This window comes from Streptomyces sp. YIM 98790 (assembly GCF_011421595.1).
Classification (GTDB): Bacteria; Actinomycetota; Actinomycetes; order Streptomycetales; family Streptomycetaceae; genus Streptomyces.
The window spans coordinates 1-18165 of sequence record NZ_WTLH01000127.1 but is presented as its reverse complement, the minus strand read 5'-3'; the positions used below and the strand labels follow the sequence as shown (position 1 = coordinate 18165).

Annotated in this window: 15 protein-coding genes; 10 read left to right on the top strand and 5 right to left on the bottom strand. The window is 73.1% G+C overall.

The genetic code is table 11. The features are described 5' to 3' along the window. The 6 genes from GQS09_RS19570 to GQS09_RS19545 all read left to right on the top strand — a co-directional run. Positions 1-3930 (top strand): DUF6531 domain-containing protein (locus GQS09_RS19570; protein WP_165988053.1); only part of this gene is annotated, 3930 nt, incomplete at its 5' end. 62 nt (positions 3931-3992) lie between these two features. Then, complete coding sequence (locus tag GQS09_RS19565; RefSeq protein WP_165988051.1) at positions 3993-4373, top strand: hypothetical protein; 381 nt, start codon at positions 3993-3995, stop codon at positions 4371-4373. A gap of 104 nt (positions 4374-4477) precedes the next feature. Beyond that, entirely contained in the window at positions 4478-5068 is a 591-nt protein-coding gene (locus GQS09_RS19560; RefSeq protein WP_165988049.1) for a hypothetical protein, read from the top strand. A gap of 13 nt (positions 5069-5081) precedes the next feature. Continuing rightward, complete coding sequence (locus GQS09_RS19555) at positions 5082-5786, top strand: hypothetical protein (protein ID WP_165988048.1); 705 nt, start codon at positions 5082-5084, stop codon at positions 5784-5786. 18 nt (positions 5787-5804) lie between these two features. Then, positions 5805-6443, top strand: coding sequence for a bifunctional 2-polyprenyl-6-hydroxyphenol methylase/3-demethylubiquinol 3-O-methyltransferase UbiG (locus GQS09_RS19550; RefSeq protein ID WP_165988046.1), 639 nt, complete (start codon positions 5805-5807; stop codon positions 6441-6443). 123 nt (positions 6444-6566) lie between these two features. Further along, a complete protein-coding gene (locus tag GQS09_RS19545; protein ID WP_165988044.1) occupies positions 6567-6803 on the top strand; it encodes a hypothetical protein in 237 nt (78 codons plus the stop codon). 82 nt (positions 6804-6885) lie between these two features. Here the strand turns inward: GQS09_RS19545 and GQS09_RS19540 are convergent, their stop codons facing one another. Continuing rightward, positions 6886-7338: a hypothetical protein gene (locus GQS09_RS19540; protein ID WP_165988042.1), complete on the bottom strand. Its 453-nt coding sequence runs from the start codon at positions 7336-7338 to the stop codon at positions 6886-6888. Positions 7339-7410: 72 nt separating this feature from the next. Next, complete coding sequence (locus GQS09_RS19535; RefSeq protein ID WP_165988040.1) at positions 7411-8292, bottom strand: LysR family transcriptional regulator; 882 nt, start codon at positions 8290-8292, stop codon at positions 7411-7413. Between the two features lie 184 nt (positions 8293-8476). Between GQS09_RS19535 and GQS09_RS19530 the strand changes: the two genes are divergently transcribed. Next, on the top strand, positions 8477-9340 hold the full coding sequence (locus tag GQS09_RS19530; RefSeq protein WP_165988038.1) for an aldo/keto reductase: 864 nt from the start codon (positions 8477-8479) through the stop codon (positions 9338-9340). Between the two features lie 232 nt (positions 9341-9572). Here the strand turns inward: GQS09_RS19530 and GQS09_RS19525 are convergent, their stop codons facing one another. Next, positions 9573-11084 (bottom strand): cellulase family glycosylhydrolase, encoded by a 1512-nt coding sequence (locus GQS09_RS19525; protein WP_165988036.1) that lies wholly within the window; start codon positions 11082-11084, stop codon positions 9573-9575. A 277-nt stretch (positions 11085-11361) separates the two neighbouring features. Between GQS09_RS19525 and GQS09_RS19520 the strand changes: the two genes are divergently transcribed. The 3 genes from GQS09_RS19520 to GQS09_RS19510 all read left to right on the top strand — a co-directional run bounded on the left by GQS09_RS19520 (position 11362) and on the right by GQS09_RS19510 (position 13433). After that, a complete protein-coding gene (locus GQS09_RS19520; RefSeq protein ID WP_165988035.1) occupies positions 11362-12306 on the top strand; it encodes a diiron oxygenase in 945 nt (314 codons plus the stop codon). Between the two features lie 101 nt (positions 12307-12407). Continuing rightward, the gene (locus GQS09_RS19515) at positions 12408-13145 is read left to right on the top strand and encodes a TetR/AcrR family transcriptional regulator (protein WP_165988033.1); all 738 of its coding nucleotides are present in this window, start codon (positions 12408-12410) and stop codon (positions 13143-13145) included. Positions 13146-13148: 3 nt separating this feature from the next. Continuing rightward, a complete protein-coding gene (locus GQS09_RS19510) occupies positions 13149-13433 on the top strand; it encodes a hypothetical protein (protein ID WP_165988032.1) in 285 nt (94 codons plus the stop codon). Between the two features lie 949 nt (positions 13434-14382). Here GQS09_RS19510 and GQS09_RS19505 read toward each other — a convergent pair. Then, positions 14383-14964 carry a roadblock/LC7 domain-containing protein gene (locus GQS09_RS19505; RefSeq protein WP_243761576.1) on the bottom strand — a complete coding sequence of 194 codons (582 nt, stop codon included), beginning with the start codon at positions 14962-14964 and terminating at the stop codon, positions 14383-14385. Next, a complete protein-coding gene (locus GQS09_RS19500) occupies positions 14961-17828 on the bottom strand; it encodes a nitrate- and nitrite sensing domain-containing protein (protein ID WP_165988031.1) in 2868 nt (955 codons plus the stop codon). The genes GQS09_RS19505 and GQS09_RS19500 overlap by 4 nt, the downstream gene beginning before the upstream one ends. Positions 17829-18165 lie beyond the last annotated feature (337 nt).

Sequence of the window (18165 nt, the reverse complement as noted above, 5' to 3'; positions counted from 1 at the left end):
CGCGACCTCGAAGAAGCCTCCGACGCGGGCATGCAGAACAAGAAGTGGTGGCAGAAGGCCGTCGACTGGGTCGTCGACAACTGGGACACCATCGTCAACGTCTGCAAGATCATCGTCGCCGTCCTGGGCATCGTGGTGATGATCATCGGCGGTCCGCTCGCCTGGGTGGTGCTCGCCGCCGCCCTGATCGTCCTCGCCGACACACTGATCAAATACGCCAACGGCAAGGCGTCACTCTGGGATGTCGCCTTCGCAGCGCTGGACTGCATTCCCGGGTTCAAGGGCCTGACCACCGCCGCCGGACTCCTCAAAGGCGCCAAAGGGCTGATGTCGGCGGCCAAGACCGGCATCAAGGGCTACGCCTCCAACCTGAGGAACTTGCGCACCATGTTCCAGGGCGAGGGCATCAAGGGCGCGCTCAAGTGCCTGATCGGTGACCCGATCGACATCGCCACCGGCGAGATGACACTGCGCAACACCGATGTGGAACTCCCGGGGGTCCTGCCCCTGCTGATCGAACGCGAACACCTGTCGGACTACCGGCACGGGCACTGGTTCGGCCGCTCCTGGACCTCCACCTTCGACCAGCGCCTGGTCCTGGCCGATGACGAGGTCGCCCTCTACACCGATGACGGGATGCGGCTGCACTACCCCGTGCCGATCCCCGACCCGGATCCGCAGGCCGCGGTGCTTCCGGTCGAGGGTCCGCGATGGCCGCTGTCCTGGGACGGCACCCCCGGTGGCGCCATGACCATCCACCAGCCCGAGACCGGCCGCACCCTGCACTTCGTCCCCGTCCCGGGCCGCTCCAACGGCGATCTGCCCCTGGCCGCGATCACCGACCGCAACTCCAACCGCATCGACTTCCACTACAACGACGCCGGAGAACCCACCGAAGTGGTGCACTCCGGGGGGTACCGGATCGGGGTGGCCGTCTACGACGACCGCGTCACCTCCCTGCGGCTGCTCTCCGACCCGGCCGAGCCGGTCCTGAGGGCCTATGACTACGACGACGCCGGCAACCTGGCCAAGGTCTACAACTCCTCCGGACTGCCGCTGCTCTTCGAGTACGACACCGACCACCGGATGGTCCGCTGGGAGGACCGCAACGGCACCTGGTACCGCTACGCATACGACCCGGCGGGCCGGTGCGTCTTCACCACCGGCACCGAGCGGGTCCTGGAGTACCGCTACACCTACGAGCCGGAGCACAACCGCACCACCGCCACGGACAGCCTCGGCCACGCCACCGTCTACCAGATGAACGACCGCTTCCAGCTCATCGCGGTCACCGATCCCCTGGGTCACACCAGTCGCCGGGAGTGGGACCCGTACCACCGCCTCCTCTCCGAGACGGACCCCCTGGGCCGCCGCACGGAGTACGAGTACGACGAGAACGGCAATCTCACTCTGCTGACGCGCCCGGACGGCAGTGTGATCCGCGCCGAACACAACGAGTCCGGGCTGCCGACACAGATCACCCAGCCCGACGGCACGGTGTGGTCCTTCGGCTACGACAGCGCCGGGAACCGCACGACGGTCCTGGACCCGGCAGGCAACCGCAGCAGCTACGCCTACGAGCCCAACGGAGCCCTCTCGCGCGTCACCACTCCCCTCGGGAATCAGGCCCTGATCCGCTGCAACGCGGCGGGACTGCCGATCGAGGCGACAGATCCGCTCGGTGCCGTGACGGTGGTGGACCGGGATGCCTTCGGCCGTCCGGTCCGGATCACCGATTCCCTCGGCCACGCCACCACCTGCGCCTGGACCACCGAGGGCAGACTGGCCCGCCGCACCGATCCCCAGGGGGCGGTCGAGACCTTCGAGTGGGACCCGGAAGGCAATCTCCTCACCCACGTCGATGAGAGCGGCGGGGTGACGTCGTACACGTACGGGCCATTCGACCTCCCACTCACCCACACCGGCCCGGACGGTGTCACCCACACCTTCGCCCGCGACACCGCGCTCAACCTCGTCCAGGTGACCAACCCCCTCGGGCACACCTGGACATACACCTACGACCCCGTCGGCCGTCTCATCCGGGAGTCGGACTTCGACGGCCGCGCCACCACCTACCTGCGGGACGCCGCGGGCCAGCTCACCTCACGGACCAACGCGGCAGGCCAGACCGTCGCCTACACCTACAACGCCCTCGGACAGCTCGCCGGGAAGACGACCTCGGACGGCGACACCACCAGCTACACCTATGACCCGATGGGCCGCGTCGTCCATGCCACCAGTCCCGGTGTGGTCCTCACCCGCAGCTACGACATGCTCGGCAATCTCGTCACGGAGACGGTGAACGGCCGCACCCTCAGCTTCTCCCACGATCCGCTGGGGCAGCTCACCCGCCGTAGGACCCCCGGCGGCCACACCAGCGTGTGGGAACATGATCCTGCGGGCCGCGTCGCATCGCTCACCACCGACGACCATGTCCTCACCTTCACCCGTGATGCCACCGGCCAGGAGATCCGCAGGGACATATCAGACACCCTTGCCCTCACTCAGCGCTGGGACCCCGCCGGCCGCCTCACCCATCAAGCACTCACCAGCATCGGGCCGGCCTCGCGGACAGTCACCGCCCGCAGCTACACCTACCGCCCCGACTGGGCGCTCACCGGCCTCACCGACCACCACTCCGGCACCCACACGTTCTCCCTCGACGCCGGCGGACGGGTGATCTCGGCCGTCACCCCTTACGGTGCCGAGAAGTACACCTATGACCCCGTGGGCAACCAGTCCACCGGTCACTGGCCCGCCGCGGCGCAGGACGCCGTCGGGGACCGCTCCTACACCGGCACCCTGCTCACCCGTGCCGGTTCCGTCCACTACGCGCACGACCCGGCCGGCCGCGTGACTCTTCGCCGTCGCACCCGTCTCTCGCGCAAGCCGGACACGTGGCGATACATCTGGAACGCCCAGGACCAGCTCATCCGGACCGTCACCCCCGACGGAACCGTCTGGACCTACACCTACGACCCGTTCGGCCGCCGCGTCAGCAAACAACGCCACGCCGACGATGGCGAAGCCGTCGAGCAGACCACCTTCGTATGGCACGACACCACACTGGTCGAGCAGACCACCACGGCACCGGACTCCTCCGGAGCGGTCACCCTGACCTGGAACCATGACGGCCTTCACCCCCTCGCCCAGACGGAGCGCACCCTGGGCGAGGACCAGAACGAGACCGACCGTCGCTTCTACGCCATCGTCACCGATCTCGTGGGCACCCCCACCCACCTCAGCACCGACAGCGGGGAGATCGTCTGGCGCCAGCACACCACCGTGTGGGGGAACCCCACCCACCGGGAGGCCACCACTCACACTCCGCTGCGCTTCCCGGGTCAGTACGCCGACGACGAAACCGGCTGGCACTACAACTACTTCCGCCACTACGACCCCGCCACGGGCCGGTACAGCACGCTCGATCCTCTCGGGCTCGCTCCCGCACCCAACCCCCAGACGTACGTACACAACCCGCACACCTGGGTCGATCCGTTCGGTCTCGCCGGACACGCGAACCGGACCAACTACATGAACCCCGGGGAGACCTTCGCGGACTACCACCGGAATGCGCCCCGGTTGGACGGTTACCACGACGTCGTCATTCACGGAACGCCGAACTCCGTCACGCCCGGCGGGACATCGCGCCACTGGGACCACCGCGAACTGGCGAACCGGCTGAGAAGGGACCCGACCTACGGCGGCGGGGATATCCGGCTGGTCGCCTGCTCCACTGGGTCACCCAACGGGTCCTTCGCGCAGGATCTCGCGAACCAGCTCGGGGTCAACGTTCTCGCCCCGCACGACAAGGTGTGGATCTGGGACAACGGAGCCATGAGGGTCGGCGACAGTGCCCGCTCGGCGGCACGCACCTCTCCGAGCGACGGCTGGTCACTCTTCGCTCCGGGCGGAGGCCGGAGAGGATAATCTGCCGCGCGCAACGACCAGAACGAGCGGGCCCGGGGTCCGAAGAGGAGGAGAACCACTCAATGATCCACTATGTCGGATTCTTCCAGGAGCTTGAGCATGGCGACCCGGACGGTGGATCACTTGTCGAAAGCGTAGGAAAAGGAGATGAGAACGTACAGGAATTGATGGCCGATTACCTCAGCGGCGGCTATGTGATCGCCACCACCGGGCAGTCGGCGGTGGACATCCTGGATGACCGACGTCCAAGGTCGGGGACCGTGGACGTGCGGACGGACGGCGTATGGGTGTGGTCAGGAGACCTCGCCTACTACGTGCGCAAGTACAACGTGGCTCTTCCGGCGGAACTCATCGCCCGAGCACGCGACCACGGCTGGGAATGCCCTGCGCCGGGCGAAGAGGAGCTCGCCCGCGTCCGTAACGACATGCTGCCACCCGTGTGACACCACCCGCAGTACGGGCGCCTTCGGTCACCGGCGTGGTCACCGGCTCCTGCGCCCGGGAGGAGCCCTCCCGACGCGGCACGCACACCAGTAGCCTGGCCGACATGACGACCCGGATGACTCTCCGTGCCCGCACGCTCGCTGGCGCCCTGGCGGCGGCGGCCCTCCGCGCGGAAGGCTGCTCCTCCGCCGGTGACGAGGAGTCGGGTGACGACGAGATCGCGGGTGCCGAGCCCGCTTCCCCGGCCGAGAACGACGCCACGGGTGGAGATCAGGAGGGAGAGGGGACGGCAGAGGCGGACACCGCTGCTCTGGAACAGCTCTACCAGGACTACTGGGCGGCGTTGATCGCCCTGGAGAACGGCGAGGATCTCGACCCGGCCCTGTTCGAGGGGATTGCCACGCCAGGCGTGACGGAGGAACAGATCTCGCGGGTGCAGCCCATGAAGGACGACGGCATCCGGCGGGTGGGCGAACCGGTCATCGACGAGATCACCGTGGAACTCGCCCCCGACGGCTCCGCGCGCATCCAGTCCTGTGCCGGCCCCGAGGGCTGGACGGCAGTACGGAACGGCGAGGAGGTGCCCATCCAGTCCGCGGGCCGCTCCCCCCGGGTCGTGCTCGCCGAACGCGCCTCCGGCACCTGGCTGATCAGTGAGGAACGGCCCTCCGAGGAGGCCACGATCACATGCTGAGGGGGACTGTGTGATGCCGGAGCGGCGGAGGTGGGCGGCGGGCGGCGTGGCGGCGGTGCTGACCGCCGCTCTGCTGGCCGTGGGCGGGCAGCAGCAGGCTGCCGCCGCATCCTGCGACGACGACGAGAAGATCCTGGTGGACCTGGGCGGCGGCAATGTCGAGTATCAGTGCCCGGTCACCGAGCCCGGGACGGACGGTTCCAGCGGCAGCGAAGGCTCCGGCGGCGACGGCGGCGCGGGAACCGGCGGCCCGTCGTGCGACCTGTCCGCCGTGGAGAACAAGGGCCGCCAGGACGCCTCCACCTCCCGCTTCCGCGAGGGCGAGAACGCCTGCTTCATCAACTTCCCCTCCAGCGTCTACCCCGACCCCGGGGACTGGCCTCCGGGACAGCCCACCGAGGACTCCGTCCACACCTACAAGGCCTGCTACGCCCCGGACGGCACCCGGGTCTCCGGCGACTGGGGCTGGTTCGTGCCGGACACCCCCTCACTCGGCACACTGGCCCGGCAGGCATACGGTCAGCTCCGGCTGCCCTCCTTCACCCTGGCGTTCAGTCCGCCGGGCAGGACCGTCGTACTCATGGACACCTGGTGGTGGGCGGAGGGGCCGTCGAACGAGCCGGTCCCCGGCACTCCGGCCGCCAGCGTGGTGGCCATCGCCGAGCCCGACCGCCTGGAAGTCGATCCCGGCGGCGGCCGACGGGTGGCAGCGGCATAAGGAAGGCGGGCGCGGGACATGGACAGCCGGGCGTGGGATGAGCGGTATGCGGCGGCGGAGCTGGTGTGGGGGCGGGAGCCGAACCGCTGGGTGGCCGGGGAGACCGGGGAGCTGCCGCCGGGGCGGGCGCTGGACCTGGCGGCCGGCGAGGGGCGCAACGCCGTCTGGCTGGCCGGGCGCGGGTGGCGGGTGACCGCCGTGGACTTCTCGGCCGTGGCCCTGGAGCGCGGGCGCGAGCTGGTGGCCGCCGGTGCGCCGGAGGCGGCGGAGCGCATCCGCTGGGTGCGGGCCGATGTGACCGATCCCTCGGCGTGGGCGGACTGGGAGCGGCGCGGCGGGTTCGGGCTGGTGCTGATCAGCTACCTGCATCTGCCGGCCGGGCCGCGCCGGGACGTCTGGCGGCGGGCGGCCGGGGCGACCGCGCCCGGTGGCACCCTGCTGGTCGTCGGCCATGACGCCACGAATATCGCCGAGGGCACCGGCGGTCCGCAGGACCCGGAGGTGCTGTACTCCCCCGACGAGGTCGTTTCCGTGGCGGTCTCCGCCGGCCTGCGGACCGTCCGCGCGGAGCGCGTGCGCCGCCCGGTGGAGGGCGCGCAGCGGGATGCCGTGGACGCCCTGGTCCGCCTGCACCGGCCCGCCACCGGCCGGGGCTGACCCGGCCCGCACCCTGCCGAGCGGTTGATACCGGTTTGTCCGGGTACGTGAATCCGGCACGGACCATGCGACGGGAAGCGGCCGGGAACCGGCACCGCACGGCCCGCGGGAAGGAGGACACCGGTGAGTTCGCGTTACCGCAACACCGGAAGGCCGGGGACGGCCCGCCACGGACGCGGCCGGCGTGCGGCCCGCGGCGGGCAGCTGGCCGGGCTGGTGGCCGCGTGGCTGGGGTCCCGCGCCCGCCGTCGGCGGCCCGCGCGCGGCGGACGGCTGCGGCGGCTGGTGCCCTCGCTGCTCGCGGCGCGCGGAATCCTGCGCCAGGTGCAGCGCCATCGCCGGCGCCGCCGCTACCGCTGAGGCGCCGCGGCGTCCCGGGCCGGGGCAGCCGCAGGGCGGGTCACCCGCGGGCCGGGTCACCGCGGGCCGGGGCAGCCGCGGGTCAGGTCAGGGGGCCGTTGAAGGTGATGTTCTGGCCCTGGACCAGATTCTGCACCCGGGCATTGCCGGTGACCTGGTTGACCACCTGCGTGGCGCCTGCCGCGGGGGCGGCCTCGGCCTGCTCCCGCCAGCGCCGGAACTCGGCGGCGAACTCCGGGTCCTGGAAGGCCCGGCCGAAGATCAGCGCGGCCAGCTCGCGCACCTGGCCCTCGTCCTCCGGGTCCAGCGGCAGCGCCGGTTCCGCCTCCCCGGCTCCGTCCCCGCCACCGCCGGGAGCGGCCGTGCCGCCGGCCTCGGAGTCCTCCGGGCCCTCGGACGGGGTGCCGCGGCCGAAGGTGCGGCGCACCAGGGTGGTGAGCGATCCCCACACCTGGCGGCCCGCCTCGCCGCCGGCCCCCTGGGCCGCGGCGGTGACCGCCGTGCTGACCGCCTCGAACGACAACGGGTCGATCATCGTCCCCGCCCCCTGCCTGCTGAGCCCTGCCGCCGGTGACCGCCCGCCGGCCACAACAGCGTAGCGCCCGGCTCAGCTCTCCAGGAGGGCCAGGAAGCGCCGGGCGGCGGGCGCGGCACTGTCCGGGGTGGGGGCGGCCACCGAGGCGGTCCAGCGCGGGCCGGCCGCCGCGGCCAGCGGTATCGCGGACAGCACCGCCGCCTCCGGCTTGCGGGTGATGTGCTCCGGGACCAGGGCGATGCCCAGGCCGTGCCCGATCAGGCCGAGCAGGGTGTGCACGTCGTTGACCTCCAGGGCCACCTGCCGTCCCACCCCGGCGTCGGTGAAGGCCCGGTCGGCGAGGGTGCGGGCTCCCCAGTCCGGGGCGAAGTCGACGAAGGTGCGGTCGGCCAGGTCCTGCCAGGTGACCTGCTTCCGTTCGCCCAGCGGGTGGTCCGGGGGGCAGAGCAGCACCATGGGTTCGTCGGTCAGCGGCGTCAGACGGACGCCCGCGGGCGGCTGCTGCCCGCACAGCGCCACGAACGCCAGGTCCAGCCGCCCGGCCGCCACGTCCTCGGCCAGCGACTGCGATCCGGCCTGCCGCAGCCGGATCTCCACGCCCGGGTGGAGCTGATGGAACCGGGCCAGCAGCCGGGAGACGTCCACCGCGCCGATGCACTGCTCGGTGCCGATGGCCAGCGTGCCGCGCAGCAGGCCGCGCACGGCCGCCACCGCGTCCCGGGCGGCGCGCACCCCGGCCAGGGTGCGGCGGGCCTCGTCCAGCAGCGCCCGGCCGGCCTCGGTCAGCGCCACGCTCCGGGTGTTGCGCAGAAAGAGCCGCGCGCCCAGTTCGCGTTCCAGGGCGCGCACCGAGGCGGACAGCGCGGACTGCGAGACGAGCAGCCGGTCGGCCGCCCGGGTGAAGTGCTGTTCCTCGGCGACGGCGACGAAGTACTCCAGATGGCGCAGTTCCACGATTCAGAAGGCTAATCGATGAGTGAGTGCGGTTTCTTCTATTGGACAGCTTGCCGAGCGCCGGGCCAGGCTGAACACGTCCCGGCACCGGTCCCGCGCCGCGATCGGCGCGGGACCGGCGGTGCCGGTCCCCACCGCACACGGCCGCCGGGCCACGGCCCGCGCACGGGAAGGGTTGTCCCCCATGCACACTCGCCGCATCGGTTCCGTCGAGGTCGGAGCGATTGGACTGGGTGCGATGCCCATGTCGATCGAGGGCCGTCCGGACGAGGAGCGGTCGGTCGCGACCATCCATGCCGCACTCGACGCGGGGGTCACCCTGATCGACACCGCGGACGCCTATCACATCGGCGCCGACGAGGTCGGCCACAACGAATCCCTGGTCGCCAAGGCGCTGGCCTCGCACAGCGCGGGCCGGGAGGTGCTGGTGGCCACCAAGGGCGGCCACCTGCGGCCGGGCGACGGCTCCTGGACGGTGGACGGCCGGCCGGAGCACCTCAAGCGCGCCTGCGAACGTTCCCTGGAACGGCTGGGCGTCGAGGCCATCGGCCTGTACCAGTTCCACCGCCCGGACCCGCGGGTGCCCTACGCCGAGTCGGTGGGGGCGGTGGCCGAGCTGCTCGACGAGGGCAAGATCGTGCAGGCGGGCATCTCCAACGCGGACCCGGAGCAGATCCGGCTGGCGCAGGAGGTGCTGGGCGGGCGGCTGGTCAGCGTGCAGAACCAGTTCTCCCCGGCCTTCCTCTCCAGCCGGCCGGAGCTGGACCTCTGCGCCGAGCTGGGCATCGCCTTCCTGCCCTGGAGCCCGCTGGGCGGCATCTCGAACGCCGCCGCGCTGGGCTCGCGCCACCTGGCGTTCCTGAGCGTGGCCGAGGAACTGGACGTCAGCCCGCAGCGGGTGTGCCTGGCCTGGATGCTCTCGCTCGCCCCGGTGGTGGTGCCGATCCCGGGGTCCAGCCGCCCGGAGACCATCCGCGACTCGGCGGCGGCGGCGGAGCTGGAGCTGTCCGCGGAGCAGCTGGCCCGGCTGAACGCCGCCACGTCCTGACCGGCCGCCGTCCCGGTACCGGAGGCGGTACCGGGACGGAGACGGACGGCCAGGGACGGCCGGCAGGCCACCGGCGGTGCCGCGACCCCCGGCACCGCCGGTCCCGGACACCATCCCGGGCCGGATGCCCAGCGGCCCGGCCCGGGATGGTCTGCCGGCGGCCGACGGCGGCCGGCAGGGGCCGCGCCGGCCGCCGGGAGCCGACGGCCGGCGCGGTGGTGCGGTGCGTGGCTCAGCTTCCGCAGGCCGTGCCGTTGAGGGTGAACGCGGCCGGGCTGCTGTTGGTGCCGTTCCAGCTTCCGATGAAGCCGATGCTCACCGAGGACCCGGCCGCGATGGTGCCGTTCCAGGACTCCGGGGTGACCGTGACATCGGCACCGCTCTGGGACGGCTTGCCGCCCCACATCTGGTTGATGGTCTGGCCGTTGGCGAAGGTCCACTTCAGGGTCCAGCCGCTGATCGCGGAGGAGCCGGTGTTGCGGACCACCACCTCGCCCTGGAAGCCGCCGGGCCACTCGCCGGCCTTGCGGTAGGTCACGGCGCAGGAGATGTCACCGTTGCCGCCGGTGGTCCCGCCGTTGGTGGTGGTCCCGCCGTTCGTGGTGGTCCCGCCGTTCGTGGTGGTCCCGCCGTTCGTGGTGGTCCCGCCGTTCGTCGTGGTGCCGCCGTTGGTGGTCGTGCCGCCGTTCGTCGTACCGCTGCTGGTGGTGCCGCCGCTGGTGCCGCCACCGCCGTAGACGGTCGCCTCTTTCGCGGTCTGGGCGATGCCGTTGGGGCCGTTGAAGATCCGCTGGCCCCAGGAGGTGAGCTGGTTCGGGTTGAAGTTGGTGACCATGTCGAGGTACTCGACACCGCCGCCGTTGCCGCTCCAGGACCAGCCCAGGTAACCGATGCCGTACTGCTGGGACAGCCGCAGGATGGCGTCCTCGTCCGGGTTGCCGTCCGAGTGGTCGTGCCCGAACTCACCGATGGATATGGGCAGTCCGGCGTTGCGGAAGGTGTTCAGGTAGGAGCTGATGGCCGACTCCTGCTCGTACACGCCGTACATGTGGATGGAGAACAGCGTGTTGCGGTCCGGGTCGGCGTTGAACACCGTCTGCGCGTTGTCGCGCATGGTGTTGGTCCAGTCCTGGCCCCAGTTGGGCGCGTCCACCATGATCATGTGGTTGAAGCCGGCGTTGCGCAGCTTGATGACGGCGGCCCGGGTGTGGCTGGTCCACTGCTCGTAGCCGCTGTTGCCGAACGGCTCGTTGCCGATGTTGATGACGACGTAGTCCTCTTCGCCGTCCAGCACGCTCTTCAGGCTGATCCAGTAGTCGGCGGCCTGGTCCAGGGTGGCGGCGGCACCTTCCTCGCCGTAGCCGGTGGTGTCGTGCACCTCCAGTACGCAGATCAGCCGGTTCTGCTTGCACAGGTTGACGATGTTGGCGACATCGGAGGCATCGTTGCGGGTCCACCGGGTGCCGTTGCTGAGCACCACCCGCACCGTGTTGGCGCCGAGGTTCTTGATGTCGGCGATCGACTGGGTCTGCGACGTGTACCAGGTGTGGGCGTGGTTCACGCCGCGCATGATGAACTCGTTGCCGTTGCTCTCCACCACCTTGCCGTTGCTGATGTGCAGCCCGACAGGGGCGGCATTGGCGGTGAGCGGAACGGCGACGAACAGCCCGGCCAGGATGGCGGCGGCCCCGCTGAGCGCGAGCCCGATTCTGGCCCAGACCTTCGTGCGACGCTGACGTTTCATATGACACGTCTCCTCAAAGGAGCCTTCGTCCAAAGCTCCGGTTTCTTCAGGGGGAGGGCAGGCATGGGAGCGCTCCCGCAAAAGGAATCAATCCAGTGCTGACACTGCCATGTCAAGAAGGTGAACCGGTTTAGTTGTGTTAAGCGGCAGCCGGCCCGACGACCGCCGGACACCCGGGAGCGGGCAGACACGGACTGCGCAGGGGATTGACGATGTTACTGACACGTAGTCTCATAAGCGGAGCAGCAGCCCGTCCCCCGCGCAGCGAGGAGTGATCATGACCACCTCACCGGAGCTGGAAGACCTCACCCTGGAGTCCATGCGGGACCGCCTGGGCGCCCTCAAGGGGCGGGAACGGGTGGCCGAACGGCTGCTGGCCTCCTCGGCGAAGCACTCCTTCGACCCGGACCAGGAACTGGACTGGGACGCCCCCTTCGAGGAGGGCAAGTGGTTCTGGCCCCCGGAGCTGCTCTCCCTCTACGACACCCCGCTCTGGTACGACATGTCCGACGAGCAGCGGATCGACCTCTCCCGGCACGAGGCCGCCGCCCTGGCCTCCCTGGGCATCTGGTTCGAGCTGATACTGATGCAGCTGCTGGTGCGGCACATCTACGACAAGCCGTACACCAGCCAGCACGTGCGCTACGCGCTGACCGAGATCGCCGACGAGTGCCGGCACTCCATGATGTTCGCCCGCGCGATCCGCAAGGCCGGGGTGGACGTGTATCCGGTCTCCCGGCTGCACCAGAACCTCGCCCGGGTGTTCAAGACCATCTCCACCACCCCCGGGTCGTTCACCGCGACCCTGCTGGGCGAGGAGGTGCTCGACTGGATGCAGCGGCTCACCTTCCCGGACGAGCGGGTGCAGCCGCTGCTGCGCGGCGTGACCCGCATCCACGTGGTGGAGGAGGCGCGCCACGTCCGGTACGCGCGGGAGGAGCTGCGCCGCCAGATGATGACCGCCCCGCGCTGGGAACGGGAGCTGACCCGGCTGTACTCCGGGGAGTTCGCCCGGGTCTTCTCGGTCGCGTTCGTCAATCCGCGGGTGTACTCGGACATCGGGCTGGACCGCAAGGAGGCGGTGCGGCAGGTGCGGGCCAGCGCGCACCGGCGCGAGGTGATGCAGACCGGCGCCCGCCACCTGACGGAGTTCCTGGACGAGATCGGCGTGCTGACCGGCATCGGCCGCCGGATGTGGCGCCAGTCCGGGCTGCTGGCCTGAGAGCCGCTGAGCGCCGCGGCGCGGTGCCCTCCCGGTGCCCGGACCGGGACCCCGGGGGCCGGGCCTGCTGCGGCGCGCGGCGGGCGGTTACCCTTCGGGACATGAACAGCCGCCCCGCGACGCCACCGACCGGACCCGCGTACCGCAGGCTGAGCGTGGCCGAGCGCCGCGGGCAGCTCATCGGCACCGCCCAGCGCCTCTTCGCCCACCGGGCGCCGGAGGACGTCTCGCTGGACGACGTGGCCCGCGCCGCCGGGGTCTCCCGCCCGCTGGTGTACCGCTACTTCCCGGGCGGCAAGCAGCAGCTCTACGAGGCCGCGCTGCGCGGTGCCGCCGAGGATCTCACGCTGTGCTTCGCCGAACCGGCCCAGGGCCCGCTGACCGAGCGGCTGGCCCGGGTGATGGACCGCTATCTGGCGTTCGTCACCGAACACCGGGAGGGGTTCACCGCACTGCTCAAGGGCGGCAGCGTGGTGGAGACCTCCCGCACCTCGGCCATCGTGGACCAGGTGCGGCGGGCCGCGGCCGGCCAGATCCTGCACCACCTGCGGGTGACCGATCCCGGCCCGCGGCTGCTGATGGCGGTGCGCACCTGGATCACCGCGGTCGAGGCGGCCTCGCTGATCTGGCTGGACGACGGCCGGCAGCCGCCCGCCGACCAGCTTCGGGACTGGCTGGTGGACCACTGCGTGGCGCTGCTGGCGGTCACCGCCACCCAGGACGGCGAGACCGCGGCGGTGCTGGGCCGGGTGATCGGGCTGGAGGAGCCGGACGGCCGGGTGCGGCGCCTGGTGGACGGACTGGCGCCGCTGCTGTCGGCCGCGCCGCTGGACTCCTGAACCATGCACACCGAGCCCGTGGTGTTCTCCGGCGGCCCGCTGGACGGCCGGGTGCTGCCGGTGCTGACCGGGATGACCGGACGGCCGCCGAAGTTCTACCAGGTGCCGGTGGACGGCGACCGGGTGCACGTCTACCGGCTGGAGCCGCGGGCGTACAGCCGGCGGCTGCGGCTGCCGCGCGGCTGGCGCTATGTGCACGCTCCGGACACCGCGCCGCCCAGGCGGCACTGGCCGTGGTCACGGCCGTCCCGCCCGTCCGGGCCGGCCGCTCCGGAGCAGGACGGCTGACCGGGCGGAGGGGAGGGCCGCCACCGTCAGGGCTGTTCCCCTGACCCGCCGTCCCGCCGTCCTGCCGTCCCCCGTGCCTCCGGCGCCCTCGTCCTTCCGCCGTTCCCCGTCGGCCCGGAGCGGTGGTGGGACGGGTGGCGCCGTGGTCCGGCTCCCCCGCCTCCCCCGGACGGACCGCCCCGGCGTGCGCCCGGGGCCGGGCGGGGCGAGCATCGCGGAGAGCCGGGTCCTGATCTTTGCGTCGCCTGGGAGGTTGTGCATGCCGCGCCGGGGCTGGGGGATGGTGCTGGTGCAGGTCACCGCGCTGGCGGTGCTGGGCGTTCCGGCCGCGGTCCCGGCGGCGGCCGAGCCGCTGCCGCCGGAGGTGACCGCCGAGCTGCGCGCCCGGTACCGGGAGGCCGCCGCGGCGGTGGCCGCCTACCGGGAGTCGGAGGAACGGCTGGCCGGCCAGCGCGAGCGGCTGGACCGGGTGGCCGAGGAACTGGCCGCCACCCGCACCCGGCTGGCCGAGGCCCGGCAGACGGTGGGCCGGCTGGCGGGGCAGCAGTACCGGCAGGGCGCCGCGGGCGCGCGGTTCCCGGCCGCGGTGCGGCTGCTGCTGTCCGGCGGTGATCCGCTGGACGTGCTGCGGGCGGAGCACGCCGCGGACCGGGCCGCGGCCGGGCAGGCGGCGGCCCTGCGCACGCTCGCCGAGGACGAGGGGCGGGAACGGCGGCTGGCGGGCGCGGAGCGCGCCGCGCTGGACGCCGAACAGGTACTGGCGCTGATGCGGGAGCGGCGGCAGCAGGAGGCGCTGGCCAGGGTGGAGGAACTGGAGGAGGCGCTGGCCGCCACGGGCGGCCCGGCGGCGGACGCGGACGGCCCGGACGGCGCGGAGCCCACGGGTGGGGCGGATCTCACGGGTGGCGCGGAAGGCGCGGAGGACGCCGGCAGCGCGGAGAGCGGCGGCTCAGTGCCGGGTGCGCCGGACGTTCCCGGCTCCGCGGGAGGCCTCCCGGACCCCGGCGGCGCCCTCGCCGCCCTCGGCGTTCTCGGCATCCGCCCGGAGCCGGGCGCGGAGCTCGGGGGTGAGGAGGTGTCCGGCGCGGCCGACGAACAGCGCCATGTGGTAGGTGACCTGGGACATGTCGGCGTCGGGGTCGGTGTGGGCGCCGAGGAGTGAGCCGTCGCTGATCGTCATCACCAGCAGGCAGCCGGATTCCATGGCCACCAGGGTCTGCCGCACCCGGCCGGCGTCCATCATCCGGGCCGCGCCGAGGGTGAGGCCGGCCAGGCCCGCGACCACGGTCGCCAGATCGGCGGACGCCTCGCGCGGCGACCGGGGCCGGGCAGCGGCCGGGCGGGCCGCGGCGGCGAGGGCCGGCTCCGGGGCGGAGGCGAGCAGCGGGAGTCCGTCGGCGGAGACGACGGCGACCGACCGCAGGCCGGGCACCTCGTCCACCAGCCGGGCGAGCAGCCGGCGCAGATCCCGCATTCCCGGGGCGGCGGCGGCCGGCGGCGGATCGGACAGCACCCGGTGCTGGACGGTCATGGCTGTGGTTCCTCCTCGGCAGGTGCCGACATCGCCCCGGCGGACGGGTTCCAGGAACCGGCGTCGCGCTCGCCCGCACGGGCGCCGCGGGTGAAACCCTCCAGCTGTGCCCGCAGCGCGGCCCGGTCGCGCTGCCGGCGCAGGCGCGGCCCGTCCGTGTCGTCCAGGGGGGCGGCAGCCTGCTGCCCGGGCTCCTCCTGCCCGGCCCGGCCGTGCTCCACGGCGGGCTCGGGTGCCGTCCGCAGGGCCGCACCGGCCGGGACGGGGCCGTCCGGCCACGGCCGCTCCCCTGCCGGGTCGTCGGCCCGGTCCGCACCGTCTTCCCTCGGCTCGGCGGGCGGAGGGTCCTCCGGGAGCGGTGCCGAGGCCGGTTCCGCGGCGTGGGCTGTCCCGGCGGGCGGCCCGGATGCCGCCGGAGCGGGGTCCGGGAACGACGGCGGGAGCGGTTCCGCGGCCCCGGCGGCCCCGGCCGCTGCGTCGGCCGGTACGGGCCCGGCCGGCAGGTCCGGCAGGTCCGGTACGGGGGCGTCGTCCGGCCACGGCCGCTCGCCCACCGCGTCGCCACCGGCCGGCTCCGCCGTGGCCATGGCCGTGACCGGGCCGGTGACCGGGCCGGTGACCGGGCCGGTGACGGGGCCGGTGACCGGGTGCGGGGCAGGGTCCGGGGCGGGCGCCGCGGCGGGGTCCGGGAGAGGTACCGGGGCCGGCTCGGGCAGTGCGGCGTCAGCGGGGTGGAGGACCACCGCGGCGGGGAGCACCACCTCGGCGGTGATCCCGCCCTCCGGCCGCTGCCGCAGCGAGGCGCGCAGCCCGTGCCGGGCGACCAGCCGGGCCACCGTGTACATCCCCATGCCGATCCCCGGGTCGCCGTCCGCGCCCGGCGGCGGAATGTCCCCGGGAGCGGCCAGCCGCTCGTTCAGCTCCGCCAGCCGGCCACCGGTCATGCCGATGCCCTCGTCCGTGACCAGCAGTGCGATCTCGCCGTCCGGCCGTACCTGCCCGGCCAGCCAGACCCGCGCCTGCGGCGGCGAGAAGGCGGTGGCGTTGTCGAGCAGTTCGGCCAGCAGGTGGCTGATGTCCCGGGCCGCGGAACCGGCGATCAGCCGCTCCGGCACCGGCTGCTCGATCTCGACCAGTTCGTAGCGTTCTATCTCGCTCACGGCCGCGCGCGCCACGTCCACCAGGGGCATCGGCCGGTCGCGGGACGGGGAGCGTTCGGTGCCGGCCAGCAGCAGCAGGTTCTCGCCGTGCCGCCGGACCCGGGCCGCCAGATGGTCCAGGGTGAACAGGGTGGCCAGGTGATCGGGGTCGGTCTCGTGCTTCTCCAGCCGCTCCAGCACCGCGAGCTGCTCGGCGACCAGGGCCAGGATGCGGTCGGCGTGGTGCGCGAAGGTGCCGTGCACCGCGCCGTGCAGGGCGGCCAGCCGCCGGGACAGCTCCTGCTGCTCGGCGATCAGCCGCTCCCGCTCGGCGGCCAGCCGGGAGTGCTCCTCGCGCAGGCCGCCCCGGTCGGCGCCGGCCTCACCGGTCTCGCCGGCCTGCCGCTGGAGCGTCACCGCCCGCGCGTGCAGGGCGTTGACGGCCGCGATCACCTCGGCGAACTCGTCGTTCCGGCCGATGTACCGGACCGGTCCCTGGCCGGCCGGGTCGGAGGCCACCCGGCGGGTGCCCAGCCGCACCACGGCCAGCGGCCGGGTCAGCGACCGCGCGGTCTGCACGCTGATGCCCGCGGCCAGCAGCAGCGCCACCGCCACCAGCGCCGCCTTCAGCTGCAGCGCGGTCAGGTCATCGGCGCGGAGCTGCCGGAGGTTCTCGGTCTGCGCGCCGACCAGCGAGGCCAGCACCCCGCGCTGGAGTTCGGTACGGGCCGCCAGCGCCGCGGCCACCTGCTCGGCGCCCGCCTCCCGCAGCTCCGGCGCGGGTTCGGCCGCGGGCAGGTCCGTGAACGCCTGGAGGTAGCCGGCGGCGGCAGCGGCCTCCGGCCCGGTGACCGTGGTGCCGTAGACGTCCTGGCCACGGGCCCCGGCGGTGGCGGCGAAGTCGGCGAGCGCCGCCTCCTCCCGGGCCCGGCTGCGCTGTGCGCCCTGCACAAGTTCCGGCTGCTCGCCGCCGAGCAGCAGCGCGGCGGCGAGCAGCCCGCGGGTGGCGGCGGAGGCGTCCACCGCGCGCGCCAGGTCGGGCAGCGCGCCGGAGACCGCGTCCGCGGCCCGCTCCGGCCGGTCCCGGCTGACCGCCCGGGTGACGGCGTCGAGCTGCCCGATGATCAGCGAGTACTCGGTGTGCACGGCCAGCGGCTCGGCATCCCCGGAAAGCGCCTGCTCGCGGGCGCCGTCCAGCGAGGCCAGCCGGCGCAGCAGGGCCGGCGGCGCGTCCGCGCGGAGTTCGGCGATCCGGCGGTCGGAGCGCGACCGGACGCCCTCGTCCAGCGCCGCGGCCGGGTCGGAGGACGGGGCGGCCAGCGCGATCACCAGGGTGTCCCGCTCGTCGGCCAGGGCGTGGGCGAGGGACACCGCGCGCTCGGCCAGCTCGGCGTCCTCCACGAGCTGCTGAGCGCCCATCAGGTCCTGCACGGCGGCATGGACGGTGGGGGCGCCCACGGCGGCCACGGCGAGCGAGGTCAGCGCCACGCTGAGGACGAGGCGGCTGCGCACCGAGGAACGCCGGCCGCGGGCGGGGGTTCCGGTGGCGGCGGGGGCGGCGGCCGGTGTGCCGGGCCCGGAGGGGCCGACTGCGACGGGTTCGCCGGCGGAGCCTTGGCTGCCGGCCGGTCCGGCGGCCGGTCCGGGGGCCGCCGCGGGTTCACCGTCCGCCGCTCCGGTGTCCGCCGGATCGGGTGCCGCATCGGGCCGTGTGGTCTTCCGCACCTGTGCTCACATTCTTGTCCCGGCATCTCCCGGCGAACCTCCCAGCTCACAGGGGCCGGGAGGGCCCATCCGGGCCGGCTCGCAGGGGACCCGGACACGGACGCGCGCAGCTTACTGCACCATTCCCGGAGCCGTTTCTACGGCTTTCGCGAGCAGATCGGCAACGTATGCGTATTCAACTGGATTTCCGCCGCGACTCCTGGCAAGATCCGCGCCCGCACCGGCCGTGACGGCGGTGCGGCACAGGTCACCGGCCCCTTGCGGCGGCCCCGGCCGGGCGTTCCGGGACCGCGTGCGCCCGCCGCGCGCCGCGGGCATCGCGCGCCACGGCGGGCAT